The following is a 24,818-nucleotide window of genomic DNA, read 5'->3' on the forward strand; positions in this document are numbered from 1 at the left end:
CACCCAACTCAACATGCAAAGCGTAAAGAGGCGTGCGCTTAATATCGGTCATCGGTATGGCCTTTCAATCAGCGGGATCGGTCGCGAACGACCATGACGGTGCAATGCGCATTGCGCACGACACGCGACAGGTTCGGGCCAATCTCGTAGTTAGGGAAATCGCCCTTGGTCGAGGCCATGACGATCAGATCAAAACCCTCCTTGTAGGCAAGCTTCAGGATTTCGCGGTAGACACTGCCTTCTTCGATATGCACGGGCACATCGGAAGCACTGCCATGATCCAGAATGGCCTGAACCGCCTTACGCACGTGCTCCTTGGCACCCGCGCCATAGTTGGCGGGGAGGTTCGGTAACTGAATGATCTCGGGGATGACAGAGATCGCGTGCAACTCGGCCCCGTAGAATCTGGCCTGTTCCAGAGCGACCGGCAGAGCCTGTTTCCAGGAACGGTCATCAGTGTGATCAATGGGCAGCAGGATTTTCGTGGCCATCACGCATCTCCTCGGGAATTGTATTTGGTTTCGGAAAGCGGAGGGCCGGACCGGCCCCCCGTGAGGTTTAGTTCCGAGCTTACTCGGCTGCTTTGCCGCCTGGCTCTTCAGATTGGCCGCCGCTGGCAAAGAACTCTTTCGTCAGCTTGAAGACGATCGGGCTCAGCAACGCCAAGGCAATCAGGTTGGGGATGGCCATCATGGCGTTCAGCGTGTCCGCAAGCAGCCAGATGAAGCCCAGATCCGCGGTTGCACCGAAGTAGATCATGACGATCCACAGCACGCGGTAGGGAATCAGGGATTTGACACCCAGCAGGAACTCGACGCATTTCTCGCCGTAGAAGGACCAACCCAGGATTGTGGTGAAGGCAAAGATCGACAGAGCGACGGCGATCAGCGAACCACCAATACCCGGCAGAGACAGCTCGAACGCGTGGCTGGTCAGCGCCGCACCGGATTCACCCGACGTCCATGCACCAGACGAGATAATCGCCAGACCGGTGATCGAGCAGACGATGATGGTGTCGATGAAGGTCCCCAGCATCGCGATCAGACCCTGATTGACCGGGCCTTTTGTCTCGGCCGCTGCGTGTGCGATCGGAGCAGAACCCAGACCGGCTTCGTTCGAGAACACACCACGAGCCACACCAAAACGGATTGCGGCCCAGACGGCTGCGCCTGCGAAACCACCTTCGGCGGCGGATGGAGTGAACGCGTAGGTGAAGACCAGCGACAGTGCGCTGCCGATATTGCCGATGTTGATCAGCAGAACCAGCAAGCCGGCAATGATGTAGGCAACTGCCATGAACGGTACCAGCTTACCCGCAACCGCACCGATGCGGGTGATGCCGCCCAGAATGACGGCGGCGGTCAGAACCATCAGGATCACTCCGGTGACCGAGGTGTTCACGCCGAAATTCGAATCCAGAACCTGCGCCACGCCGTTGGCCTGCACACCGTTGCCGATGCCGAACGCGGCAATTGCACCGAACAGGGCAAACGCCCAGCCCAGCCAATGCCAGTTCGCGGACAGGCCGTTCTTGATGTAGTACATCGGGCCGCCGACAAAGTTGCCCAGTTCGTCCTGTTCGCGGTATTTCACCGCGCAGACGGCTTCGGCATATTTGGTGGCCATGCCCACCAGGGCGGTCATCCACATCCAGAACAATGCGCCCGGACCGCCCAGGAAGACAGCAGTGGCCACACCGGCGATGTTACCGGTGCCGATGGTCGCCGACAGCGAGGTCATCAGCGCGTTGAACGGGCTGATCTGCCCCTCGCCCTGACCTTCACGGCCTTTGAACAGCAGGCTGAAGCCCGTGCCAATGCGCAGGATCGGCATGAATTTCAGGCCGACCTGGAGAAAGAAGCCTACGCCCAGAATGAGAACCAGCATCAGCGGCCCCCATACGACGCCATTGATGGCTCCTACGATTGAGTTTAACGCTTCCATGGTATCCCTCCCATTTGCGTTAGGTTGATGCCCCGTTGGCGATGGCCCGCTGGCGGGCCTGCTTGAGGGCGGCAAAGTCTTCGTCCGCATGGAACGACGACCGGGTCAGCGGAGTCGCCGACACGTGCAGAAAGCCCTTTGATCGGGCGATTTGTTCTATTTTTTTAAACTCTTCCGGAGCCCAGAAACGGTCAATCCGGTAGTGTTTCGGCGTCGGCTGCAGGTATTGTCCAACCGTCAGGAAATCGACATTGGCGGCGCGCAGGTCATCCATCACCTGACGCACATCGTTCAAAGTCTCGCCCAAGCCTACCATAAGGCCGGACTTGGTGAACATATTCGGGTTCGCGCGTTTGGCGTCGTCCAGAAGCCGCAGCGACGTGTAGTAGCGCGCGCCGGGACGAACCGCCGGATACAGATGCGGCACGGTTTCCAGATTGTGATTGAACACGTCCGGCGCCGCGTCGAAGACAATGTCGGCCGCATCGCCTTTGCCCAAAAAGTCAGGGGTCAGCACTTCGACCGTGGTACCCGGGTTTTGGTAGCGCACCGCGCGGATGGTCTGAGCGATATGGTCTGCTCCGCCATCCTCCAGATCGTCACGATCTACGGACGTGATCACAACGTGGCGCAGGCCCAGCTTTTTCACCGCCGCCGCGACTCGGCCGGGCTCGAACACATCCAGCACATCGGGGCGACCGGTCGCTACATTGCAGAAAGAGCACCCACGGGTGCAGATTTCGCCCATGATCATCATGGTCGCGTGGCGCTTGGACCAGCATTCGCCGATATTGGGGCACGCAGCCTCTTCGCAGACAGTCGCCAGATCGTGATCGCGCATCAGGCGGCGGGTTTCGTAATACTCGGCGCTGTCGCCTTTTTTCTTGCGAATCCACTTGGGCTTACGCGGAATGACACTGTCGGTCTTTTTTGCCTTTTCCGGATGGCGGGGGCGAAGCTGGATGGTCATCTGGTTCCCCTCGTTCACGCGTGGATCGCGCGGCTCATGGCGTCAAGGCAGGCCTCTTTGACCGCCTCGCCCATGGCCGGATGCGCGTGGCAGGTCGTTGCGACCTCGGCGACCGTTGCGCCCTTGGTCATGGCCAAAACCAGCTCGGCGATCAGATCGCCGCCATGCGCGCCGCAAATATGTGCGCCCAGAATTTTGCCGTCGGTGCCAGCCAGAACCTTGACCGCTCCGTCCGTTTCCCCGGTCGAACGTGCTCGCGAATTCGCCATGAATGCGAACTTGCCGACCGTGTATTCGGTACCGGTCGCTTTCAGTTCCTCCTCGGTCAGACCGACCGAGGCAACTTCGGGATCGGTGTAGACGACGCCCGGAACGGTATTGTAATCCACATGACCGCCCTGCCCGGCCAGCATTTCGACACAGGCAACGCCATCTTCTTCGGCCTTATGCGCCAGCATCGGTCCCGGTACGCAATCGCCAATCGCATAGACGCCATCCACAGTGGTCTGAAAATTACCGTCCACTTCAATAAAACCGCGCGGGTCAAGGGCCACCCCTAAATCTTCCAACCCCAACCCGCGCGTCACCGGGCGGCGTCCGACGGCGATCAGGACCTTGTCGGCCTCGATCACCTCTTCCTTGTCTTTGCCGACCCGATCCATAATCAACGTCAACCCGGCTTTGGACTTAGCCACGGTTTTCAATGCGCGACCCAGCTGGAATTTGAGGCCACGCTTTGTCAGGGCGCGCTGCGCGAGCTTCGCGATCTCGCCATCGATGCCAGGCAGTACGCGGTCGAGATATTCCACAACCGTGACCTTCGCACCCAACCGCGCCCAGACCTGCCCGAGTTCAAGCCCAATCACGCCCGCACCAACAACAACCAGATGTTCCGGCACGTTTTCCAACGCAATTGCGCCGGTCGAGCTCAGGACGTCCTGCTCGTCTATTTCGATCCCGCCCAGCGGCGTCGGTTCCGAGCCCGTCGCGATCAGGATGTTTTTGGCCCCAAGGACCTCATCGCCAACCCTGACCTGCCCGGCCGCAGGAATGCTGGCCCAGCCTTCGATCAGTTCAACCCCGTTTTTCTTGAACAGAAACGCGATGCCTTTGGTCAGATCACCGACGATCTTGTCCTTGCGCCCCATCATCGCCGCCACATCGATGCTGGCCCCCTCGACCGCAATACCGTGGGAGGAGAGATGTGCAAATTCGGCATATTTGGCCGAGGAGGTCAGCAACGCTTTGGAGGGTATGCACCCCACATTCAGACAGGTCCCGCCCAGCGCGCCGCGCCCTTCGACGCAGGCGACTTTCATGCCCAGCTGGGCCGCGCGGATGGCAGCCACATAGCCGCCCGGCCCGCCCCCGATAACGATGAGATCGTAGGTGGTCATTAGGTGTTCTCTCAGTAAATCGGGTGGCTTGCGCACAGGGCGCGAACTTTTTCGCGAGTTTCTTTTTCGACCGCTTCGTCGCCCTCCGGCGACTGCGCGAGGGCGTCCAGCACGTCACCGATCAGATGGCCGATCTGCTGGAACTCTTCAGGTCCGAAACCACGGCTGCAGCCGGCTGCAGTGCCAAGACGAATACCGCTTGTGATGGTGGGTTTCTCCGGATCACCTGGTACGCTGTTCTTGTTGCAGGTGAAACCGGCGCGTTCCAGCGCGGCTTCGGCGTCCTTTCCGGTTACGCCAATCGGGCGCAGATCCACCAGCATCAGATGGTTCTCGGTTCCGCCCGAAACGATGTCACATCCCCGCGACATCATCACATTCGCCAGGGCCGAGGCGCTGTCGACAACACGCTGCATGTATTCTTTGAATTCCGGTTTCAGTGCTTCACCGAATGCCACAGCCTTACCTGCGATCACATGCATCAGCGGGCCACCCTGAAGCCCTGGGAAAACGGCGGAATTCATCTTTTTCGCCAAAGCTTCGTCGTTTGTCAGGATGATCCCGCCACGGGGACCGCGCAGTGTTTTATGCGTGGTTGACGTCACAACATGCGCATGACCGACAGGTGAAGGATGCAAGCCGGTTGCGACCAGTCCGGCGATATGCGCCATATCCGCCAGCAGCCATGCACCAACCTCGTCCGCAATGGTGCGAAAGCGGGCAAAGTCGATTTTTTGAGAATAGGCAGATGCACCCGCGATGATCAGTTTGGGTTTTTCGGCTTTGGCCAGTTCTTCAACCTGATCATAATCGATCAGACCTGCATCCGTCAGCCCATACTGGATCGGGCGGAACCACTTGCCGGATTGGGCAGGCTTCGCACCATGGGTCAGGTGCCCACCGGCATCCAGCGACATGCCGAGGATCGTGTCGCCCGGGCTCAGAAGTGCCAGCTTGACCGCTCCGTTAGCCTGCGCGCCCGAGTGCGGCTGGACGTTGGCATAGTCGCAGCCAAACAGTTTCTTGAGACGCTCGATGGCCTCGACCTCGACCTCGTCGACATATTCGCAACCACCGTAATAACGGCGACCCGGATAGCCTTCTGCGTATTTGTTCGTCAAAACAGAACCCTGCGCGTCGATCACGGCCTGTGAGACGATGTTCTCGGATGCGATCAGTTCGATCTGTTCCGCCTGGCGCTTGCCCTCACGCGAAATCGACGCGGCAATGACCGGATCAGCCTCAGTCAGCGGCGTTTTGAACATGGTCTCCTCCATCTGAACCGAATCCTCAGTACGAAATTTTGTTTCCTATAGTGGAAATCATACACGCAAAGCAACACAAATCTCTAAAATGTGAAGTTGTATCCAAAAGGGGATTTTTGTAACCTTCGATAAAACAGGGGGATTATGCGTGACGGAAGAAAATCAAACGGAGGTTTCCGGGCCGGAAGAACACGATGGCGCCGCCTTGGGGCGATCCATCCGGGACGCGCGACGCGCCAAGGGCTGGACGTTGGAGGAAGCTGGGCGCGCCGCCGGGATAGGGCGTTCGACCTTGTCCAAGATCGAGAACAATCAGACCCGGCCGAGCTTCGACATCGTCCGCCGTCTGACACAAGCACTGGATATGAACACGCCCCAGCTGTTTTTGCAGTCCGGGCAATCAGGGATATCGGGAAGGCGAGACTTCACTCCGAAGGGCGCGGGCGAAACCCGACAAACGCCAACCTATGTGCATGAGTTGCTGTGCTCGGAACTGACCAGCAAACGGATGCTGCCCTACATTGCCACGATCAAGGCACGAGATGTTTCCGAATTTGAGACCTGGATCAGGCACTCGGGCGAGGAGTTCATGTATGTTCTGAGCGGTGAGCTGATCTTTATCTCGGAACATTATCGGCCGCTGCCGATGAAGGCGGGCGACGCGCTATATTACGACAGCGGGATGGGGCACGGCTGCATATCGACCAGCAAAGAAGATGCACAGGTGCTGTGGGTGTCGTTGGAATAGCGGTCAGCGATCAACCTATCCGCCAGAATATTGCGACGAATAGTAAAACGCGATCGCCTGGGTTCTGTTTTTCACCGACAGTTTTTCGTAAATGTTCGACAGGTGAAACTTGACCGTATTCGTCGAAATCTGAAGCTCTTTGGACAGGTCGCGGTTCGACATCCCCTTGGCCAGCGCCTCAAGAATTGTGCGTTCCTTGCGCGACAAGCTTTGGATCGGGTCCTGTTGCATCTTCCGAACGTCGATGAACGGAAACACCATTTTGCCCGCCGCCACATCGGCACAGGTTTCCAGCAAGACTTCGACCTCACCGGACCGGGCGGCAAATCCCGCGGCGCCTGCCTGCATCGCCAGCCGCGGGATGTCACCTGCCGTATCGCCGTAGACGACAAAACGGGGCGCATTGGCCTGTTCGCGCAACACTTCGATCAGCTTGGCCGCGCCCAATACCGGAAGATTCCAGTCCACCACACCAACCTGAACCGGGACTCGCATAACCGTTCCAAGAAACCCTTCGGCGGTGGCTGATGTCGCGACGAGAGAGAATCGCGGGTCGCGTTCGAAGATTTCGGACATCGCCGAAAGAACCAGCGGGTTACTGTCGGCCAACATGACATCGATCGGGGGTTTGGCGGCATCAACCAACTGATTTCTCCCTTATTTTCCAAAAAACTACCCATTTTGGCGGGGTGCTTTTCGGTATACATCGGTATTTTTACCACTATGGGTAGGTTATTTCCCATACTAATAGCCATCCTAAAGCAGTAGTAAGTTACGTTGCGCGATCTGGCAAGTCTCGGTTTTCTGTCTGCCAACGTAACACAACGGGCCACGGCCCAGACCAACAGCCGAGGATGTCAAACCATGACTTTTCAGATTTTCCCTCCGCTCGAGATTCCCGAGACTCTCGCTGCCGGTCCGGGACCGGGCAATACCGACGCCCGCGTTCTGCGCGCCTTTGCCAGCGCCGGTGTCGCGGACCACATGCAGGGCGATGTCCTTAGGGGCATGGTCGAATGCAAACACATGCTGCGGAAGATCTGGGGCACCGAGAATGCCTATACCTTCGCGGTTGCCGGCACCGGATGGAGCGCGCTGGACACCATGTTTTCCGCCGTCATGCCCGGTGACAGGGTCGTTGCCTTCACCAACGGCACATTTTCCGGCATCGATGCGCTGACCCTGCGCATCAAGGCCGCGACTCCCGAAGAGCATTCCGCCAACCCGCTTGACCCTCAGGCCGCCAGCGTCACGGTGATCGAGGTTCCGCATGGCCAGCCCGTGACCGGAGAAGTGGTTGAGGCCGCTTTAGCTCAGCACAAACCGAAATGGGCCTTCATGGCGCATTGGGAAACCGGATCAGGTCGTGTCAATGACCTGCGCGGCTTCTCGGATGCCTGCGAGAGTCACGGTGCATTAGGCCTGATCGACGCCGTTTCGTCACTGGGGGCCGATGATTTTTCGATCGACGACTACCCCGGAATCGCTGGTTGGGCCTCGTGCCCGCAGAAAGGCCTGTGCTGCCTGCCCCTGACCTACGCGCCGGTCAGCTTCACGGACGCCTATATCGAGTCCCTGAAAACCTCGGGTGCATATACCTATGTGCACAATCCGATTTTCGAAGCCCGCCACTGGGGCATCGTCGACGGGAAAGACGTGGAAAAAGGCACCTACCACCGGACACATTCCGGATATGCCGTCGCTGCGTTCCACGAATCCCTGCGCCTGACGCTGATGGAAGGCCTGGCGAAACGGTCACAGTCTTACCGGACCCACGAAAAGGTTCTGCGCGACGCCGTGACCGAAATGGGGTGCGAAGTGACCTCGGACATGCCCAGCCTCGTGGTCCTGAACCTGCCGCCGGAACTGGCGGGTCGCGAGATGGAGCTGGTTCAGAACTGCCGCGCCCGGGGCTTCGGCATCTGGCCAACGCTCAGCGCGCCCGTTCAGGTGCGCATCGGCATCCTCAATCAATTGAACCGGGAGGCGGTCAGCCGGATCGTGCGCCTGTTCGCCGAGGCCCTGCGCGAGCTGGGCGGAACTGTCGATCAGGAAGCCATCGAGGCTTTGCTGGAAAGCCGTTACGGCACTTCAATCGCTGCATAAACAGGAGCGGATCAGATGGATATCCACGAATACCAGGCGAAGGAAATCCTTGCCAATTTCGGCGTCGATGTGCCGTCGGGTGCATTGGCCTACAGCCCCGAACAGGCGGCTTATCGCGCCCGCGAACTTGGCGGTGACAAATGGATCGTCAAGGCTCAGGTCCACGCAGGCGGTCGCGGCAAGGCCGGTGGTGTCAAGCTGTGCAACACCGAGCATGAAATCTACGAGGCCTGCGATGACCTGTTCGGCCGCAAACTGGTTACACATCAGACCGGGCCGGAAGGCAAAGGCATCTACCGCGTCTATGTCGAATCCGCCGTGCCTATTGATCGCGAGATCTATCTTGGCTTCGTGCTCGATCGTTCCAGCCAGCGGGTCATGATCGTGGCCTCGTCGGAAGGCGGAATGGAGATCGAGGATATCTCGGCCGAACGACCCGACAGCATCGTCCGGTCGATTGTCGAACCGGCGGTTGGCTTGCAGGAATTCCAGGCACGTGAAATTGCGTTCAAGCTGGGGCTGGAACCCAAGCTGATCCAGCAGATGGTTCGTACCCTGCAAGGCTGCTATTCGGCCTTCAGCGATCTGGACGCCACCATGGTCGAGATAAATCCGCTGGTCATCACCGGCGACGACCGTGTCCTGGCCCTGGACGCCAAGATGAGCTTTGACGACAACGCCATGTTCCGTCACCCGCAGATCGCCGAGCTGCGCGACAAAAGCCAGGAAGACCCGCGCGAAAGCCGCGCGGCGGACCGGGGCCTGTCTTATGTCGGACTGGACGGCAATATCGGCTGCATCGTGAACGGTGCCGGTCTGGCGATGGCGACGATGGATACGATCAAACTGGCCGGGGGCGAGCCCGCCAACTTTCTCGATATCGGCGGCGGAGCCTCACCAGAACGTGTGGCCAAGGCGTTCCGGCTGGTTCTGTCGGATGAAAATGTGCAGGCGATCCTGGTCAACATTTTCGCCGGCATCAACCGCTGCGACTGGGTTGCCGAAGGCGTCGTTCAGGCGCTGAAGGAACTGGACATCGACATCCCGGTTGTCGTGCGACTGGCCGGCACCAATGTCGAAGAGGGGCAGAAAATTCTTGCGAAATCGGGCCTGCCGATCATTCGCGCGACGACGCTTATGGAAGCCGCCGAACGCGCCGTCGGCGCATGGAAAAACGACCTTACTCAAGGCACCAAGATGAGGGCTGTGTAATGAGCATTCTTCTCGATCGTGACTCGCGCGTTATCGTGCAGGGCATCACCGGGCGCATGGCCCGGTTCCACACCAAGGACATGCTGAACTACGGCACCAATGTCGTGGGCGGTGTCGTGCCTGGAAAAGGCGGCGAAACCGTCGAAGGCGTGCCGGTCTTTGACACGGTCAAACAGGCTGTCGAAGCCACCGGGGCGGATGCCAGCCTTGTGTTCGTGCCGCCGCCGTTCGCAGCAGATTCGATCATGGAAGCGGCGGATGCCGGTATCCGTTACTGCGTCTGCATCACCGACGGTATTCCGGCGCAGGATATGATCCGGGTCAAGCGGTACATGTATCGCTATCCACGGGACAAGCGCATGGTTCTTACCGGGCCGAACTGCGCGGGCACGATCTCTCCCGGTAAGGCACTGCTAGGGATCATGCCGGGACACATCTACCTGCCCGGGCATGTGGGAATCATTGGCCGCTCAGGCACGCTGGGCTATGAGGCTGCGGCTCAGCTGAAAGAGCGCGGGCTTGGCGTTTCGACCAGCGTCGGGATCGGTGGCGACCCGATCAACGGGTCGTCCTTCAAGGACATCCTGCAGCGGTTCGAAGAGGACGAGGACACCCATGTCATCGCGATGATCGGCGAAATCGGTGGCCCGCAGGAAGCCGAAGCCGCTGAATACATCCGCGATCACGTCACCAAGCCGGTAGTCGCCTATGTGGCAGGTCTGACCGCACCCAAAGGCCGAACCATGGGCCACGCGGGCGCAATCATCTCGGCCTTTGGCGAAAGCGCCAGCGAGAAGGTCGAGATCCTGTCCGCCGCCGGTGTGACCGTGGCTGAAAACCCGGCTGTCATCGGCGAAACCATTGCCCGCGTGATGGAGGCTGCGTGATGGTCAAACCCTCGGTCCTTGTTACCCGTCGCTGGCCTGCCGCCGTCGAGGCGCAACTGGCCGAGAACTATAACGCCGTACTGAACACCGGGGACAAACCCATGTCCCCGGCCGAAATCCGGCAAGCGCTGAAGTCCTATGACGCTGTGCTGCCAACGGTCACGGACACGCTGAGCGCGGAAGCTTTGGATGTGCCTAGCGCGCAGACAAAGATCCTCGCCAATTATGGTGTCGGCTACAGTCATATCTGCGAGCCGTCGGCACGCGGGCTGGGCATGACGGTGACAAACACGCCTGACGTGCTGTCCGAATGCACCGCCGATATCGCCATGACGCTGCTGCTGATGGTGGCACGTCGGGCGGGTGAGGGCGAGCGCGAGCTGCGCGCCGGCAACTGGACCGGCTGGCGACCCACGCACCTGATCGGCACCAAGGTCAGCGGCAAAACGCTGGGCATCATCGGCTACGGCCGTATTGGGCAAGAGATGGCCCGCCGCGCCCATCACGGGTTCGGCATGGACATACTTGTATACAACCGCAGCCACGTGGCCCCGGACGTTCTGGCCCAGTGCAACGCAAAGCAAGTAGACACAATCGACGAGTTATTACCACAGTGCGATTTCGTGTCGCTCCATTGTCCCGGTGGTGCTGCAAACCGGCACCTTATCAACTCGCGCAGGTTGGGCCTGATGAAGCCCGATGCCTTTCTGATCAACACTGCACGCGGTGAGGTGATCGACGAATGGGCGCTGATCCAAGCCCTGATGTTCGACATGATCGGCGGCGCGGCACTGGACGTCTTCGATGGGGAACCCCGCATCAGCCCGGACCTTTTGCAATGCGACAACCTCGTGATGCTGCCGCATCTGGGCAGCGCCACAAAAGAGGCACGCGAGGCGATGGGGTTCCGTGTGCTCGACAACCTGAGTGACTTTTTCGAAGGCCGCGAACCACGTGACCGTGTGATCTGAGACTCATTTGAAACATCAGCCAATGCATCCAAGGCAGCCGCATCGGCCTTTCTCAACGGAGATATGAACCATGAATGCTCCCCACCGTTCCGACGGTTTTTTCACCCAGTCCCTTGCCGAGCGTGACCCCGAGCTGTTCGGCTCGATCACATCCGAGCTGGGCCGCCAGCGCGACGAGATCGAGCTGATTGCCTCGGAAAACATCGTCTCCTCCGCCGTGATGGAGGCGCAGGGCTCGGTGATGACCAACAAATACGCCGAAGGCTATCCCGGTCGGCGCTATTATGGCGGCTGCCAGTTCGTCGACATCGCCGAAAACCTGGCCATCGACCGCGCCACGCAGCTGTTTGGTTGTGGCTTTGCCAACGTGCAGCCGAACTCGGGCAGCCAGGCCAACCAGGGTGTGTTCCAGGCGCTGATCAAACCCGGCGACACCATTCTGGGCATGAGCCTCGATGCGGGCGGCCACCTGACGCACGGCGCCCGCCCGAACCAGTCGGGCAAGTGGTTCAACGCGGTGCAGTACGGCGTCCGCAAGGAAGACAACATGCTCGACTACGATCAGGTCGAGGCGCTGGCGAAAGAACATTCCCCCAAGCTGATCATCGCGGGCGGCTCTGCCATCCCGCGCCAGATCGACTTTGCCCGCATGCGTCAGATCGCCGACATGGTTGGCGCCTATCTGCACGTGGACATGGCGCATTTCGCCGGTCTGGTGGCCGCAGGCGAGCACCCCAGCCCCTTCCCGCATGCGCATGTGGCGACGACGACCACCCACAAGACCCTGCGTGGTCCGCGTGGCGGCATGATCCTGACCAATGATGAAGATATCGCCAAGAAAGTGAACTCGGCGATCTTCCCCGGCATTCAGGGCGGTCCGCTGATGCATGTGATCGCGGCCAAGGCGGTGGCCTTCGGCGAAGCGCTGCAGCCTTCGTACAAGGACTACATCAAGCAGGTCGTGACCAACGCGCAGGCGCTGTCGGATCAGCTGATCAGAGGCGGTCTGGACACGGTGACCCACGGCACCGACACCCACGTCGTGCTGGTCGACCTGCGCCCCAAGGGCGTCAAGGGCAACGCGACCGAGAAGGCTCTGGGCCGGGCGCATATCACCTGCAACAAGAACGGTGTGCCGTTCGACCCCGAAAAGCCGACCATCACCAGCGGCATCCGCCTGGGCTCGCCCGCCGGCACCACCCGCGGCTTTGGTGAGGTCGAGTTCCGCCAGATCGCCGACTGGATCATCGAGGTGGTCGACGGCCTGGCCGCCAATGGCGAAGACGGCAACGGTGCCGTCGAGGCCAAGGTCAAGGCCGAAGTCGCCGAGCTCTGCAAGCGCTTCCCGATCTACCCGAACCTGTAATCTATTCGGCAAAAAGCTGAAAACGGCGTCCAGATCAGGCGCCGTTTCTTATTTTGTTGAGCGCATTCTTCACCTAAGTGGTCAGATGAAATCTTGCCAACGCAGGATCACAAGAAACACAGTCGCAAGAGCCAGTAAACCGAGCGCCATTGAGCCGAGAATACTCAGAAACAGGCCCCAACGGCGATCCGCAAGATTGATGGAATTCAGGTGGGACTGCACCTCATCCGACGCTTTCTGAAGTGCAGGGGTATCCAGAATCAACCTCAGCTTTGGGTGTTCGACCATTGGCTCGGCACTGGCGAGCACCAAAGCCTGTTTGTAGACCTTGCGCGGTAGTCGCCGCTTTGCCCGCCGAACGGATGCAGCCAGCGTTTTGTCGCGCACGCCGAGCTTTTTGCGCAGCAACTGGATCGTCTCGGATATCCGGGATTGGATTTCGGTTTCCTGCGACATGAGCCCTCCTGAACGGGCAATGTAGCTGTGGGTGGGGCGGGGGACAATGGGGCTGGTTACTCCGCCCGGTGAAAGGTATCACGGCAATATGCTGAACACGATCATTCACGGCACGCCGACACAGAAACCGCCATTGTTGATTGCTCATGGCTTGTATGGCTCGGCCCGGAACTGGGGCGTCATTGCCCGCAGGCTTTCAGATGAGCGGCAAGTGATCGCCGTGGACATGCGCAATCATGCCTACAGTTTTTGGGACAGTCATCATGATTATCCCCATCTCGCCAACGATCTGGCCGAAGTGATTGAGAGTATTGGCGGTCAGGCAGATGTCGTCGGGCATTCCATGGGGGGCAAAGCCGCAATGGTATTGGCCCTTCAACATGGTGAAATGGTGCGCAAGCTTGTTGTCGCCGACATCGCGCCCGTTTCCTACGGCCATAGCCAAATCCAATTCATCGAAGCGATGCGTGCCGTTGATATGTCACGTGTCGAAAGACGATCGGATGCGCAGGAACAGTTGTCCGAACTGGGTGTCGACACAGCACTGCAGAGCTTTTTCACGCAATCGCTGGATACCGAAAAAAGGAAATGGCGTCTTAATCTGGATGTTCTGGCCGAAGAAATGCCCAAAATCATGGGCTTTCCGGACATCTCATCCTCCTGGGACGGTCCGGCACTGTTTCTGTCCGGGGCCGCATCTGACTATGTGCTGCCCGAACATCGAGACCGCATTCGCAGCCTTTTCCCATCCGCCAAGTTTGCCAAGATCCCCGGCGCCGGTCATTGGCTGCATGCCGAAAAACCGCGAGAGTTCGAGGCTGCGGTCCGGGCATTCCTGAATGCCTGACTACGCGGCGTCTTGATACAGGCGCTTTGCCACCAGCCAGGATACCGGCGCAGCCACAACAGCCCCTACCGCGGCTGCCGCAAGAATGGCCATGGCTGAAACCATACCAGCCGACAAAACGGCGATTACGGCGGTCCCTGCCGTGGCGGTAGCGATCAAAGAGTACAACATGGCGGCAAGGCGAAACATGTCAGTCGTCCTATCCGGTGGCAATTGAGATTCACATAGCAACAACTGAATGCAACTTCCTTGATCTGCATCAGATCAAAGGGTTACATCCCCGAATCCACCGGACCGACCACCTTGCCACCGCCATTTACCCAATCCGCGAAACCGCCGAGGTTGTAGACCTGTTCATACCCCATTTCCCTGAGCAGCTTACCCGCCAGTGCGGCACGCCCGCCCGAGGCACAATGCAGGATTATCGGGCGATCCTTGCGCAGTTCTGCGTCGTACGAGGGCAATTCCGGGTCAGCGCGAAACTCCAGCATCCCACGCGGGATATGATGCGCCCCAACAGCGCGTCCGGCTCGTTCCAACTCGGGTGCATCGCGCACATCCAACAGCAGTGCGCCCTGCTCCAGCAGGTTTTTCGCCCGATTCACGTCGATGCGTTCGACCACGGCGTTTGCAGCCTCGAGCATAGTTTTTACCGTCAGCGGCATGAGCATTCCTCCAGTTCTGATCTGGCCAGAGGTTAACATGCAATTTTTCGAAGATGTAGCCGTGTCGGGGCCGATCGCACGAACGTCAGTGTTCCCGAAACGCACGGGACATGCTGTCGACCACGGGTTTGGCGATATAGGCCGCAAAAGTCCTCTCTTCTGTCTGGATCATGATCTCGGCTGGCATTCCCGGGGTCGGGACAAAACCGCGAACACGTTCGATTTCGTCGGCTGTCAGGGAAATACGCGCCAGATAGACCTCTTGCGGAACACCGGCCGAATCCTCGAGCAACGCGTCGGCCGAGACGTAAAAGACTTCGCCGCTCAGCACCGGTGTGGTGCGTTGATTAAGGGCCACCAGACGCACCGTTGCGGATTGCCCGGTTACTACGCTGTCAATTTCAGTGCGCGGTATCTGCGCTTCGATGATCAGTGGCGCATCGGCTGGCAGGATTTCTGCGATAGGTTCACCGGTTTCGATAACACCGCCCGGCGTATGGTGATGCAGACGAACGACCGTTCCGGTCACAGGCGCACGCACAACGGCGCGGTCCAGAACGCTGCGCGCCTGACGCGCTTTTTCACGCACGCTTTCCAGATCAGCCTCAATCACGCCCAATTCGTCCAACGCGGCTTCACGATAGGCAGATCGGGTTCGCGAAATCTGTTCCTCGTACTTCAAAAGCATCTGGTTGACTTCAGCCGTTTCGGCCTGCAAACGCGCCAGTTGGCCTTCGGCCTCGGCCTGAACCCGGCGGATCGTGTTCAGATCACCTTTGCGCACTAACCCTTTTTCGAACAAGGATTGTTTCGTGTCGAACTCTTCCTGAAGAATATCCGACCGGCGTTTCATGCTGATCAGCTGTGCTTCAAACCCCGATGCGCGTATCCTCAGCGCCTCCATGTTGCGTTCCAGCAGAGCGATGTCGTTCAGCAAAGTTTTGCGCGACACGTCAAAACTGAGCTTCTGACTGTCGAGAATGGTCATTACTTCGACATCGCTCGACGCTTCGATCAGAGCGGGCGAGAAAGTCAGTTGCTCTTTTTCGCTGTGTTCGGCCAACAGGCGTTCGGTCATGGCCTGCAAGCGAATCTTGCGGATGAACAATTCGCGCTCATTGGCTTGTGCAGAAGTCTGGTCCAGCGTCATCAGAACCTGACCGGCTTCAACCGCCGCGCCTTCCAGCACCAGGATTTCCTCGATAATCCCGCCCTCAAGATGCTGCACGATCTTGTTTCGCCCGGTGGCGACAAAGCTACCCTGGGCGATAACCGCAGCGGCCAGCGGAGCACTGAACGACCACACGCCAAAGCCACCAAAACATACAATCAACATCAGAATTCCAATGACGATCAGCTTGTTGATCGAGCGTGGGACCTCGGAATACCAAAGGGTCGGGTCATCGGTTCGAGCCAGGTCGTTCATCACATCCCCCTACCTTTGCAACTCGGGCTTACGTCGGTGGCCGCTGAGTTCCTGCAAGACCTGATCGCGCTGACCGAACAGTGCAACGCGGCCATCCGTCAGCAGCATGATCTTGTCCACCACATTCAGCAGCGTGGGTTTTTGCGTGATCACGACGACCGTGATTTTGCTTTCCCGCGCTTGTTCGATCGCCCGCGCCAACGCCTTGTCCCCTGCCACATCCAGGTTCGAGTTTGGCTCATCCAGAACCACCATTCGGGGGTTGCCAAAAAAGGCCCGCGCCAGTGCGATACGTTGCTTTTGCCCGCCGGACAGCGGCGCGCCGTCTGCGGCCACTACGGTTTCATATCCTTGCGGCAGTGTAGCGATCATATTGTGCACATCGGCCAGAACCGCAGCATCGTGGATTTGCTCGTCAGTCACATCAGCCCGCATACGGCCGATATTGTCCTTGATGGTTCCGGGAAACAGCTGCACATCCTGCGGCAGGTACCCGATGCTTTCCCCGAATTGGCGAGGATCCCAGTTGCGGATATCCATCAGATCCAACCGCACGCTGCCGGATGTCGGCAGAACCGAACCGACCAACGATTTTCCCAGCGTTGTCTTGCCTGCGCCGGAGTTGCCGATGATAGCCAGCGTTTCACCCGGATTGAGCGAAAAATTAATGCCGTTCAGAACCACCCGCTTGGTGCCGCCGGGAACGTAAAGCAGACGCTCCACATCCAGCCGGCCTTCTGGGCGCGGCAGGCGCAGCTTCTCAAACTGCAGCGCAGAGTTGGAGAGCAGCGCCTTGATGCGGCCAAAAGCGCCACGCGTCAGCAGGAAGTTGTTCCAGCCTTCGATCGACCCTTCGATCGGCGCAAATGCGCGGCCCGCGATAATCGAGGCCGCGATGACCATACCGCCGGTAATCTCGCCTTGCAGGGCCAGATAAGCCCCCCAACCCAAAATCCCGATCTGCGTCAGCAGACGCACTGCCCGTGATATTGCGGCGAAGATCACGTTGCGATCCTGCGCGCGCACCTGCCACGTCAGGGATTGTGCCGTATCGCGCCCCCAGATGCGTACCGCCTCGGGGATCATCGCCAAAGCGTTTATGATCTGACTGTTGCGCGACATCGAATCCAGATGCTGGTTTGCCATCGATTGCGCCCGATTGGCATTGGCAAACGGCTTCGCAGTCATTTTCTGGTTGATCAGGGCGATAATCATCAAAAGCAGCGCAGTAACCACAACGATCATTCCAAGCTGCGGATGCACCAAAAAGATCATCAGGATGAACATCGGCGCAAAGGGAACATCCAGGAACGAGATCAGAGTACCCGAGACAAGAAAACCTCTTACTTGCTGCAAATCGCCCAGTGTCTGGTATTCGCGGCCGTTCCCATGCAACGAGGCATGCGCGGCTGCACTCAATACCGGTGCGCCAAGACGTGCGGCAACCTCGACAGCTGTGCGCATCAGCATGAAACGGCGCACCGCATCGAACGCTGATTGGAAGATTACGGCCCCGGCTACGATTGCCGTCAACATGATCAGCGTATCCAGTGACCGGCTGGTCAGTACTCGGTCGCTGATCTGGAACAGGTAAATCGGGATCGAGAGGATCAGAATATTCGTGGCGCAAGTCAGCAACAGAACGAATGAAAGGTTACGCCAGATTGCGCGTAGAGACGTGCGAAGCGTTTTCTGAAAATCCTCGGGCGGAGTGCGTTTGTGGAATGTCTGGGGTGGCCCTTTACCGTCACCGCCGCCGGATTCCGGTCGCAACAACGGCTGATTAGCCTTGGCCTCGATCGTGGCGCCCATGCGATCTCCGCCGTCCGACGGCGCAGAGGGGGTCATACGCGCAGTCGACTGGTCGGTGGTATCACGATCCAAGGTATCGGCGTTGGCCACCCCTTCGCCGCTGTCCACGCCGGAATTGTCGGTGGCAGGTTGCGGCTGCGCACGCTGTTGGGGAGGTTCGGCGCGCACTTGATGTTCTGAGGCTTGCGGTGGTTGCTCTTTCATGCCGGCAGGGTCGACCTTTGGCGATTGCGGAGGTTGCACCGCCTGTCCGGCCTCTTCAGCTTTCACCGCCTTGGTATTTTCGCCGGTCAGCGTGGTCGTGGTTGAATCCTGATCGGCGTCCGGCACACGCATTTCCCCGGTCAAAAGAAGCTCTCTGTCTGCCGCCGGTGCTTTCGCCGGCTTTATGGATAGCGATTCAATGCGGGGCTTCTTGGTATTCGCCTGTGCGCCTCCGTTTCGGTCCAGCGGGCTGGAGTAACGGGTGCGGCGTGACGAAAAACAAATCGACATGAATAAACCTTTGAGTCACTCGTAACATTTACGGAAATCAGGCCAGCATGGTCTGCAGGCCATCGACTGAGTTCGCTGTCTCGGACGGGGTCAAATCCGGACCGTTCTGATCTACGCCCGCCTGAGCACCCGTCTGGTTTGGGTCATCCATCAGGAAGGCAATCGCTTCGTTGGCAAGCTCCGAACCGGTGTCGGCCTGGGGCGAGTCGATCAGGCTGGCCTGATGAATCAAGAGATCCGAATAGGTTCCGTTTGCCGCCATAACCGTCGAGTCCACTCCGGACTTGGTAATGTTGGCCGCGTTCAGCATCGCATTGCTGCCCGCGATCACTTCGGTCTGGGCGGCATTTGGCCCGCTCAGATGAATATCGTCCTGATCTGACAGCTTGGTAACTTGGTCAACGATATTAAGCTGCAACAGGTCGCCGTCGATCTTGAGCACACGCATCTGCTCCATGCCGGCGAACATCGGATCGTTCAGCAATGCATCCTCAAGAGCAGCAAGATCCGCTTTGGCAATCGCCATCGCGTCAGATATTTCTTTCTGAACGGCACCCTCGATATCCTGGCCAAGTGTGGTCAATGACGCCTGGTTCATCAGCAGGTTATCGTCGGCACCGCGCGCAGGTCCGGGCATTCCGCCGGTAACCACATCATCATCGGCCAGGACAAGGGTCTGAAACAGCATGTCGACGGAAATCATGTCGCCGGCAATCATGATGAGGTCATAATAGCTGCCCAACTGCACGATATCCGTCACGTTGACCAACTGGTTCGCGCCCATCGTATAAAGAGTTGAGGCGGCGGTTATTTCGGTCTGAATGTGGTCGATATCGGTGGCGTCAATCGTTTGCTGGATAAAGTTCGACACGATCAGATCAGTCTGAATCCAGTCAATATGAATTTGCGACGGCTGGCCGCCGGGATTGGTTGTGGCGTCCAACCAAGGTGCCGCTTTCGCCTCGGTCTTGATTTCAGAGGACTGGACGACATTTGTTCCTGATCCGGAGCCGGGGATGCCCTGGTCGTGATCCGAGACTACTGCAACCTGACTGATCATGGTCAGATTGACCGCCTGACCACCGACCGCGATGAACGGGGCGTCCACCCATGCAATGGTCGCAGCCACCTCGTTAATCGCAAGGTTCCCACCGGTGACCACGGTGTGCCCGTCCGCAAATTCCGGATCTTTACTTTGATCCCACTCAGCGGGAGTCATTTCTGGCCCCGCATCTTCGCTTTCGGGATCATCGGGCTGATGATACGCGGGAAGCAGATCGCTCCATTGCGGGGCCTCATCAACACGCTGCCCGTTCACAATGATGCCAACCGCGTCATCGCCGTGGAACTGGTAGATGGTTACTCCTTCCACTTCAGCCGTAATCGGCGACAGCATTTTCTGGGCCAACGCTTCGACGTACTCTACGGAAAGATAGTCCGATATCGAAAACGACGGCGCGGATAATGCGTGCAAGGACAAGGCCGTATCCAACATGGCTTCGGCCTGCGCCATCAAAGTTTCGGCGTCGCGGAAATCACCCGAACCTAACGTGTCATTGTCGCGCATGAACAGGGTCTGGAATGTGTAGGTAACGGCCGATCCGATTAAATCTGTCACGATCTGGGGTTGCAGGATGACAATAGCCTGCTCCGCAGACACAATCGGCTCAACCTCTGGCAACTGGATTTCTGGCAGGTACGGCAGTCCCACAGAGATCAAAGGCCCCGCACCCACGCCTTCGGTCGGCGGAGGCGAATCCGGATCGGTCGGAGGAGATGGAAGCCGGTACGGAAGCGGGTCATATTTTCCGGGATCAAGGTCCAATTCCGCCTTAACCCTGATAGCCGATGGATCTTCCAGCTCATCAAGCTCGAACTTGCGCCGCAGCGCAGTGAATTCTTCGTATTGATCCCTCAGGCGGGCTTGTTCAATCGTAAGGTTAAAGGTTCCGATAAAATGGGCAATCGTTTCCGTAACACTGTCGAGAGACATCTGAATGATCCCTATCTCCCTCACCGGCCAGAAATTTCCGGATCTGGGTTCGCTGTGCCGGGGCCGACAGTCCGGCCCCGGCGATTAGTTAAAACACGGAGGCCGAAAATGCGGCCTCCGAAACTGGTTTTAGACGTCAGTATCGTCGCTTGCGTAAGACGAAGACATTGCTCCGCCAACCATTGTCGTATCGACCGAATTGCCAAGTACGTTGGCACCCATGATGATCGACTGGTTGAAGGCCGACGTGTCGACCACGGCCGCTGCCGAGGCATAGGACTCACCGGTCACGATGCCGTCACCGCCATTGTTCGAGCCCCAGTTGCCGCCATTGCCGCCAGCACCGCCAGCGCCTGAATAGGCACCTGCTGCGCTACCGCCGGTAACAGTTGCACCCATGGTGTCGCCAGACATGCCGGTTCCAGTGGACGAACCGCTGGTTCCGCCGGTCGACGAAGCCATACCTCCGGCGCCGCCCGCACCCGAGCTTGCCGCGCCAGTGGCGCTGCCCGACCCGGTCGAAGTGGCGTCGTTGTCGCTGTTGGCCGATCCGCCATACCCGGCGATGGCTTCAGCAAGGCTGTCGGCTGTGCCGGTCGTCGCCGAGTCGCCCATGACGTCGGCACCACCACCCGCACCAGCGGTATTGGCCGCATCGGCCGAACCCGCACCGCTACCGGTCGAAGTCGAGGTCGGTGTGGTTGTACCACCGGCACCCGCCACGCCATCAGCCATCGACGAGCCGGATCCCGATCCGGTTGCCGAGCCAGTCGCGGAGTTGGAGCCACCGGCGCCGCCATCCGTGTCCGTTGCTTGCGAGTTGCTGGCTGCACCATTCACATCGCCAGGACTCTGATCGATGTCTGGACCGCTGGTAGACTGATCACCAACACCCTGGGACGTCGACTCTGCCGAAGACGTTCCGCCAGTACCGGCACCACCAGTACCGGTTCCACCGGTGCCGTCGCCGCCGGTTCCGTCGCCACCAGTGCCGTCACCACCGGTTCCGTCGCCGCCTTCACCGGCTTCGGCATCAAATCCGGCGATTTCTTCCTGCAGGGCCATGATGGCCGCCTCGACTAGTGCCGAGAATCCACCTTCGCCATTGCCGCCGGTGCCGTCGCCACCGGTGCCATCACCGCCAGTACCATCACCGCCGGTACCGTCGCCACCAGTACCATCACCACCAGTACCGTCGGCGCTGCTGGTGGAGGCGCTGTTTGCCTCGCCTTCCGCGGCATTGCTGCCGGCAGTCGCATCGTTGGCTTCGGTATCTGCATCGCTGGAGTTATTCGCTGTCCCGGCGGTTGTCCCGGTTGCGTCGCCGCCGTTTGCTCCACTCGCAGGAGAGTAGTTGCCGGCAGAGCCATATCCTGACGCGTCAGAGCTGGACCCGTTGTCGCCGCCGTCTGCATCGCCATTGGCGTTCGAGCCCGAAAGACCGAGGCCAAGGCCAAGGCCAAACGAGTCCGCGCTTCCGCCGTCACCGCCGGTACCGTCGGCATCTACGCCAGACGAGCCGTTATTGTTTGCGTTGGAGTTACCCGTGGCATTGCCACCATTTCCGCCGGCGCTATCGCCGTCCGCGCCCGCACCGGACAATCCCAGTCCCGCGCTGACATTGGTTGCATTACCAGAGGCACCACCGGCGCCACCTTCCGAGCTTGCACCGGCATCACCGGTATTACCGCCAAAGCCCAGCGCATGGCTGCCATAGGTGTCCGAGGCAGCCGAACCGCCATAGCTGGTTCCACCACCGCCGGAATTGCCGCCATCCGTGGACACTTTGATGCCTTCTTGCGCGTTCGCAGTGCCGCCATTGGCGTCGCCATACTGATAAAAGCCCGAGTTGTTTGACACTGACGCGTTTGACAGCGTGTCATCGTCGCTCAGCTCCGCCATCTGTTTGTTGATCGACGACATGTCATTGCCGGCACCATCAAGCGAGATGTTCAGATTCAGGTCGTCGCCCGGATCGTAATCCAGGGCGTCGCCGGCAGTAATCACGTCACCACCAACATAGCCGCCTTTGCTCACGTCAACATCGACCTTGTCGTCGTCACGCGGAATCCACTCGCCACCGCCAAAATCAATGTTGATCGAGTTGGTGTTCGAGTTGTCGTTGCTGTCGTCGCCGCCATTGACGTTGGATTGATTCTGAGCCTGTTGCTGAGCCTGGTTCTGATCTTGGTCCTGGCCTTGCTCATTGCCAACCTCGGTTGACTGTTCCTGGCTCTGCTCATTCTGGTCGGCATTGTTGTTTTCGACAGCCTGATCCTGTTGTTGCTGTTGTGCGTTCAGGTCGGCATCAATCTCGGCTTCTGCAACTTCGATATCTGTTTCGAAATCAGCGTCAAGATTGTCGATATTTACTTCGTCAACGGTCGTGACATTTGTATTATTCGTATTGCGTCTCATAATAAATTTCCATCTTTCGAGCGCCAGACCGCCATTCATCTAAAAAGCGATTACAAGCGCGATTGAAACAAACCGAAAAGCACCCGCGCACAAAATCATGCGCGATTGCCACCAAAGTTTTTCTCTGTCTGCACCCCCTTTCTCGGCCAAGCCGATTCCGTGACCTCGCAGATTCCGCAAAATAAGCGGCCTGTTCACCGGTCAGGTTCAAGGACACTTCCAAAATTGAAGCAGGTTCATCGTTGCAGCGACACAGAACTGTGACTAGCTGACCAAAAGCATAAAACCATGTAACAAGCTGTATTGAATTCGTTTTTTACAGTGGCGCCGACAAACGTGAGGCGCTGGCGCAAGAACCTAACGATCTGACCAGGGATTGGAATAAATTCAGACTTATCGCTGGGTTACAATTCAACAAGGGTTTTTTCCCTAACCAAAAGTTCTAATTTCCAGAAAAACACAATTCCCATTGGTTGCCGATTTCCGCACTTTCAGCTATAATGTGCACACATTTTAGAGACCCTTTGAACATCCTGTACCGGTTAAGTATCGCGCCCTATTTGCAAGGGACCGTTTATTAGTGGGGAAGGAAGCAATGATCGATTCATTGAAAAATAACGCCCGCAATCAGAATGATTACCCAGCAGAATTATCAGTAGTTTTTATTGGAAAGGAATTATTCTACTCCAACCAAACCCTGAGAAGTGTACAAAGCGAATTTGGAGTGCTGGCCTTTCGGTACGACAGTTTGGATACTCTACGTTCGAACAACGGCAAACAGACCCCAATCGAAAGCATTATCATAGTCGACCAGATGTTGCTGGAAGACCTGTTGGCGCGCCCCTCGGACTACACGAAAGTGGCGGCGGCGGGGTGCCTTGCGTTTGCATATCGCAAGGAGAATTCGGCCAGGTTTCTGTTCGAACACTGGGACAGGCGACATCATGGCGACATCGGCTATCTGCCGATGAATGTCGCGCCGGACGTGTGGCGCGCTATTCTGCGCCTTTTGATGCATGAGGAATTGCACCTGCCCAGCTTTGTGGCCGATTGCCTCCCGCACACGCGGGACGTGCAGCCGGAACAATCACACGCGCGAAAGACAGAGCCCAGTAAGCTCAAGCTCTATTCAACGCTGACACGTCGCGAGAAGCAGGTGCTGAAATTGGTTTCGCAAGGCAAAAGCAACAAGATGATTGCAGCCAAACTGGGGATCACCGAACACACCGTAAAACTGCATTTACATAATGTTTCCGGGAAGATCGGAGTGGGCAACCGCACCGCAGCAGCTCATTTCTTCTTCGAGGTCGCTCCGGACGAGCAGTTTCGTGACTGACACATTCGAAACCCGGTTTGACAGGCTGATCCTTCTGGTCGGCCGTCTCAACTATATGTGGACCAATACCGAAAGCTTGCTGATCCATTTGATCGCGGGCCTGACCGGGGCCAATAAAGATGTGGCCGTTATCATATTCCTGACCCTCAACACGACACGCGCGCGGATTGACCTTGTCGAACGGCTTGCCAAGATGGAGGGGAGACCCCCCGAGGTACGCGACCCAATTCTGGATCATACGCATCGCCTTACCCGTCTGGCCGCAATTCGGAACAGGTACAATCATTGCATCTATTCCTTTGACCCCGAGAGCGGGAACCCCAAGACCATTCTGATGCGCATTGCCGATCGCAAAACCGATATCAAGCTTGGCCGTGCCGACACCGTTGATGAAAAGGCCATGAAAGAGATCGAAGGCGTGGTCGACCAGCTGTCAGCCGCAAACCGCGATATCTGGCAGTTGATCCGTCAATTGGGATATCCCGTCTGATCATCCTGTAGGTG

At 58.4% G+C, this 24,818-nt stretch carries 22 protein-coding genes; 9 read left to right on the forward strand and 13 right to left on the reverse strand.

Features of this window, described 5'->3' with window-relative positions; genetic code table 11:
* Positions 1–68 precede the first annotated feature (68 nt).
* From AC2TEL_RS10225 to glyA (AC2TEL_RS10245), 5 genes are all read right to left on the reverse strand, one after another.
* Entirely contained in the window at positions 69–491 is a 423-nt protein-coding gene (locus AC2TEL_RS10225; RefSeq protein WP_480903618.1) for a universal stress protein, read from the reverse strand.
* Between the two features lie 79 nt (positions 492–570).
* Entirely contained in the window at positions 571–1,944 is a 1,374-nt protein-coding gene (locus AC2TEL_RS10230) for an alanine/glycine:cation symporter family protein (RefSeq protein WP_480903621.1), read from the reverse strand.
* Positions 1,945–1,963: 19 nt separating this feature from the next.
* A complete protein-coding gene (gene lipA / locus AC2TEL_RS10235; protein WP_480903624.1) occupies positions 1,964–2,914 on the reverse strand; it encodes a lipoyl synthase in 951 nt (316 codons plus the stop codon).
* Between the two features lie 14 nt (positions 2,915–2,928).
* The gene (gene lpdA / locus AC2TEL_RS10240) at positions 2,929–4,311 is read right to left on the reverse strand and encodes a dihydrolipoyl dehydrogenase (RefSeq protein ID WP_480903626.1); all 1,383 of its coding nucleotides are present in this window, start codon (positions 4,309–4,311) and stop codon (positions 2,929–2,931) included.
* A gap of 11 nt (positions 4,312–4,322) precedes the next feature.
* On the reverse strand, positions 4,323–5,576 hold the full coding sequence (gene glyA / locus AC2TEL_RS10245; protein ID WP_480903629.1) for a serine hydroxymethyltransferase: 1,254 nt from the start codon (positions 5,574–5,576) through the stop codon (positions 4,323–4,325).
* A 148-nt stretch (positions 5,577–5,724) separates the two neighbouring features.
* On the opposite strand from glyA (AC2TEL_RS10245), the gene AC2TEL_RS10250 reads away from it, so the two are divergent.
* Entirely contained in the window at positions 5,725–6,324 is a 600-nt protein-coding gene (locus tag AC2TEL_RS10250; RefSeq protein ID WP_480844631.1) for a helix-turn-helix domain-containing protein, read from the forward strand.
* Between the two features lie 15 nt (positions 6,325–6,339).
* Here the strand turns inward: AC2TEL_RS10250 and AC2TEL_RS10255 are convergent, their stop codons facing one another.
* A complete protein-coding gene (locus AC2TEL_RS10255; protein WP_480844636.1) occupies positions 6,340–6,936 on the reverse strand; it encodes a LuxR C-terminal-related transcriptional regulator in 597 nt (198 codons plus the stop codon).
* Positions 6,937–7,188: 252 nt separating this feature from the next.
* Between AC2TEL_RS10255 and AC2TEL_RS10260 the strand changes: the two genes are divergently transcribed.
* From AC2TEL_RS10260 to glyA (AC2TEL_RS10280), 5 genes are all read left to right on the forward strand, one after another.
* Positions 7,189–8,430 (forward strand): pyridoxal-phosphate-dependent aminotransferase family protein, encoded by a 1,242-nt coding sequence (locus AC2TEL_RS10260; RefSeq protein ID WP_480903632.1) that lies wholly within the window; start codon positions 7,189–7,191, stop codon positions 8,428–8,430.
* Between the two features lie 15 nt (positions 8,431–8,445).
* Positions 8,446–9,642, forward strand: a complete 1,197-nt coding sequence (locus AC2TEL_RS10265) for a malate--CoA ligase subunit beta (protein ID WP_480844633.1) — start codon at positions 8,446–8,448, stop codon at positions 9,640–9,642.
* Complete coding sequence (gene sucD / locus AC2TEL_RS10270; RefSeq protein WP_480844634.1) at positions 9,642–10,529, forward strand: succinate--CoA ligase subunit alpha; 888 nt, start codon at positions 9,642–9,644, stop codon at positions 10,527–10,529. The genes AC2TEL_RS10265 and sucD overlap by 1 nt, the downstream gene beginning before the upstream one ends.
* Positions 10,529–11,500, forward strand: coding sequence for a 2-hydroxyacid dehydrogenase (locus AC2TEL_RS10275; RefSeq protein WP_480903634.1), 972 nt, complete (start codon positions 10,529–10,531; stop codon positions 11,498–11,500). Before sucD ends, AC2TEL_RS10275 begins: the two co-directional genes overlap by 1 nt.
* 70 nt (positions 11,501–11,570) lie before the next feature.
* Entirely contained in the window at positions 11,571–12,866 is a 1,296-nt protein-coding gene (glyA, locus tag AC2TEL_RS10280) for a serine hydroxymethyltransferase (RefSeq protein ID WP_480903637.1), read from the forward strand.
* Between the two features lie 81 nt (positions 12,867–12,947).
* Here the strand turns inward: glyA (AC2TEL_RS10280) and AC2TEL_RS10285 are convergent, their stop codons facing one another.
* On the reverse strand, positions 12,948–13,322 hold the full coding sequence (locus AC2TEL_RS10285) for a hypothetical protein (RefSeq protein ID WP_480843678.1): 375 nt from the start codon (positions 13,320–13,322) through the stop codon (positions 12,948–12,950).
* Between the two features lie 46 nt (positions 13,323–13,368).
* Between AC2TEL_RS10285 and AC2TEL_RS10290 the strand changes: the two genes are divergently transcribed.
* Positions 13,369–14,169 (forward strand): alpha/beta fold hydrolase, encoded by an 801-nt coding sequence (locus tag AC2TEL_RS10290; RefSeq protein ID WP_480903640.1) that lies wholly within the window; start codon positions 13,369–13,371, stop codon positions 14,167–14,169.
* Here AC2TEL_RS10290 and AC2TEL_RS10295 read toward each other — a convergent pair whose 3' ends face one another.
* The 6 genes from AC2TEL_RS10295 to AC2TEL_RS10320 form a co-directional block, all read right to left on the reverse strand.
* Positions 14,170–14,358, reverse strand: coding sequence for a hypothetical protein (locus AC2TEL_RS10295; RefSeq protein ID WP_480903643.1), 189 nt, complete (start codon positions 14,356–14,358; stop codon positions 14,170–14,172). It lies immediately after the preceding gene.
* 83 nt (positions 14,359–14,441) lie between these two features.
* The gene (locus AC2TEL_RS10300) at positions 14,442–14,834 is read right to left on the reverse strand and encodes a rhodanese-like domain-containing protein (protein WP_480903645.1); all 393 of its coding nucleotides are present in this window, start codon (positions 14,832–14,834) and stop codon (positions 14,442–14,444) included.
* Between the two features lie 85 nt (positions 14,835–14,919).
* A complete protein-coding gene (locus tag AC2TEL_RS10305; protein WP_480843686.1) occupies positions 14,920–16,260 on the reverse strand; it encodes an HlyD family type I secretion periplasmic adaptor subunit in 1,341 nt (446 codons plus the stop codon).
* A gap of 9 nt (positions 16,261–16,269) precedes the next feature.
* Positions 16,270–18,567: a type I secretion system permease/ATPase gene (locus AC2TEL_RS10310; protein ID WP_480903648.1), complete on the reverse strand. Its 2,298-nt coding sequence runs from the start codon at positions 18,565–18,567 to the stop codon at positions 16,270–16,272.
* Between the two features lie 37 nt (positions 18,568–18,604).
* Positions 18,605–20,560, reverse strand: coding sequence for a type I secretion protein (locus AC2TEL_RS10315; RefSeq protein WP_480903651.1), 1,956 nt, complete (start codon positions 20,558–20,560; stop codon positions 18,605–18,607).
* 129 nt (positions 20,561–20,689) lie between these two features.
* Complete coding sequence (locus AC2TEL_RS10320) at positions 20,690–22,978, reverse strand: hypothetical protein (RefSeq protein WP_480903654.1); 2,289 nt, start codon at positions 22,976–22,978, stop codon at positions 20,690–20,692.
* Between the two features lie 748 nt (positions 22,979–23,726).
* On the opposite strand from AC2TEL_RS10320, the gene AC2TEL_RS10325 reads away from it, so the two are divergent.
* Positions 23,727–24,314: a helix-turn-helix transcriptional regulator gene (locus AC2TEL_RS10325; RefSeq protein WP_480903656.1), complete on the forward strand. Its 588-nt coding sequence runs from the start codon at positions 23,727–23,729 to the stop codon at positions 24,312–24,314.
* Positions 24,307–24,804 carry a hypothetical protein gene (locus AC2TEL_RS10330; protein ID WP_480843695.1) on the forward strand — a complete coding sequence of 166 codons (498 nt, stop codon included), beginning with the start codon at positions 24,307–24,309 and terminating at the stop codon, positions 24,802–24,804. The genes AC2TEL_RS10325 and AC2TEL_RS10330 overlap by 8 nt, the downstream gene beginning before the upstream one ends.
* Positions 24,805–24,818 lie beyond the last annotated feature (14 nt).

Source organism: Ruegeria sp. HKCCD9138 (genome assembly GCF_057220975.1).

What these genes read in the sequence shown, in the direction of transcription:
- AC2TEL_RS10225 (WP_480903618.1), bottom strand. Translation starts at nt 491, where the DNA reads ATGGCCACGAAAATCCTGCTGCCCATTGATCACACTGATGACCGTTCC.
- AC2TEL_RS10230 (WP_480903621.1), bottom strand. Translation starts at nt 1,944, where the DNA reads ATGGAAGCGTTAAACTCAATCGTAGGAGCCATCAATGGCGTCGTATGG.
- lipA (WP_480903624.1), bottom strand. Translation starts at nt 2,914, where the DNA reads ATGACCATCCAGCTTCGCCCCCGCCATCCGGAAAAGGCAAAAAAGACC.
- lpdA (WP_480903626.1), bottom strand. Translation starts at nt 4,311, where the DNA reads ATGACCACCTACGATCTCATCGTTATCGGGGGCGGGCCGGGCGGCTAT.
- glyA (WP_480903629.1), bottom strand. Translation starts at nt 5,576, where the DNA reads ATGTTCAAAACGCCGCTGACTGAGGCTGATCCGGTCATTGCCGCGTCG.
- AC2TEL_RS10255 (WP_480844636.1), bottom strand. Translation starts at nt 6,936, where the DNA reads ATGTTGGCCGACAGTAACCCGCTGGTTCTTTCGGCGATGTCCGAAATC.
- AC2TEL_RS10260 (WP_480903632.1), top strand. Translation starts at nt 7,189, where the DNA reads ATGACTTTTCAGATTTTCCCTCCGCTCGAGATTCCCGAGACTCTCGCT.
- AC2TEL_RS10265 (WP_480844633.1), top strand. Translation starts at nt 8,446, where the DNA reads ATGGATATCCACGAATACCAGGCGAAGGAAATCCTTGCCAATTTCGGC.
- sucD (WP_480844634.1), top strand. Translation starts at nt 9,642, where the DNA reads ATGAGCATTCTTCTCGATCGTGACTCGCGCGTTATCGTGCAGGGCATC.
- AC2TEL_RS10275 (WP_480903634.1), top strand. Translation starts at nt 10,529, where the DNA reads ATGGTCAAACCCTCGGTCCTTGTTACCCGTCGCTGGCCTGCCGCCGTC.
- glyA (WP_480903637.1), top strand. Translation starts at nt 11,571, where the DNA reads ATGAATGCTCCCCACCGTTCCGACGGTTTTTTCACCCAGTCCCTTGCC.
- AC2TEL_RS10285 (WP_480843678.1), bottom strand. Translation starts at nt 13,322, where the DNA reads ATGTCGCAGGAAACCGAAATCCAATCCCGGATATCCGAGACGATCCAG.
- AC2TEL_RS10290 (WP_480903640.1), top strand. Translation starts at nt 13,369, where the DNA reads ATGGGGCTGGTTACTCCGCCCGGTGAAAGGTATCACGGCAATATGCTG.
- AC2TEL_RS10295 (WP_480903643.1), bottom strand. Translation starts at nt 14,358, where the DNA reads ATGTTTCGCCTTGCCGCCATGTTGTACTCTTTGATCGCTACCGCCACG.
- AC2TEL_RS10300 (WP_480903645.1), bottom strand. Translation starts at nt 14,834, where the DNA reads ATGCCGCTGACGGTAAAAACTATGCTCGAGGCTGCAAACGCCGTGGTC.
- AC2TEL_RS10305 (WP_480843686.1), bottom strand. Translation starts at nt 16,260, where the DNA reads ATGAACGACCTGGCTCGAACCGATGACCCGACCCTTTGGTATTCCGAG.
- AC2TEL_RS10310 (WP_480903648.1), bottom strand. Translation starts at nt 18,567, where the DNA reads ATGTCGATTTGTTTTTCGTCACGCCGCACCCGTTACTCCAGCCCGCTG.
- AC2TEL_RS10315 (WP_480903651.1), bottom strand. Translation starts at nt 20,560, where the DNA reads ATGTCTCTCGACAGTGTTACGGAAACGATTGCCCATTTTATCGGAACC.
- AC2TEL_RS10320 (WP_480903654.1), bottom strand. Translation starts at nt 22,978, where the DNA reads ATGAGACGCAATACGAATAATACAAATGTCACGACCGTTGACGAAGTA.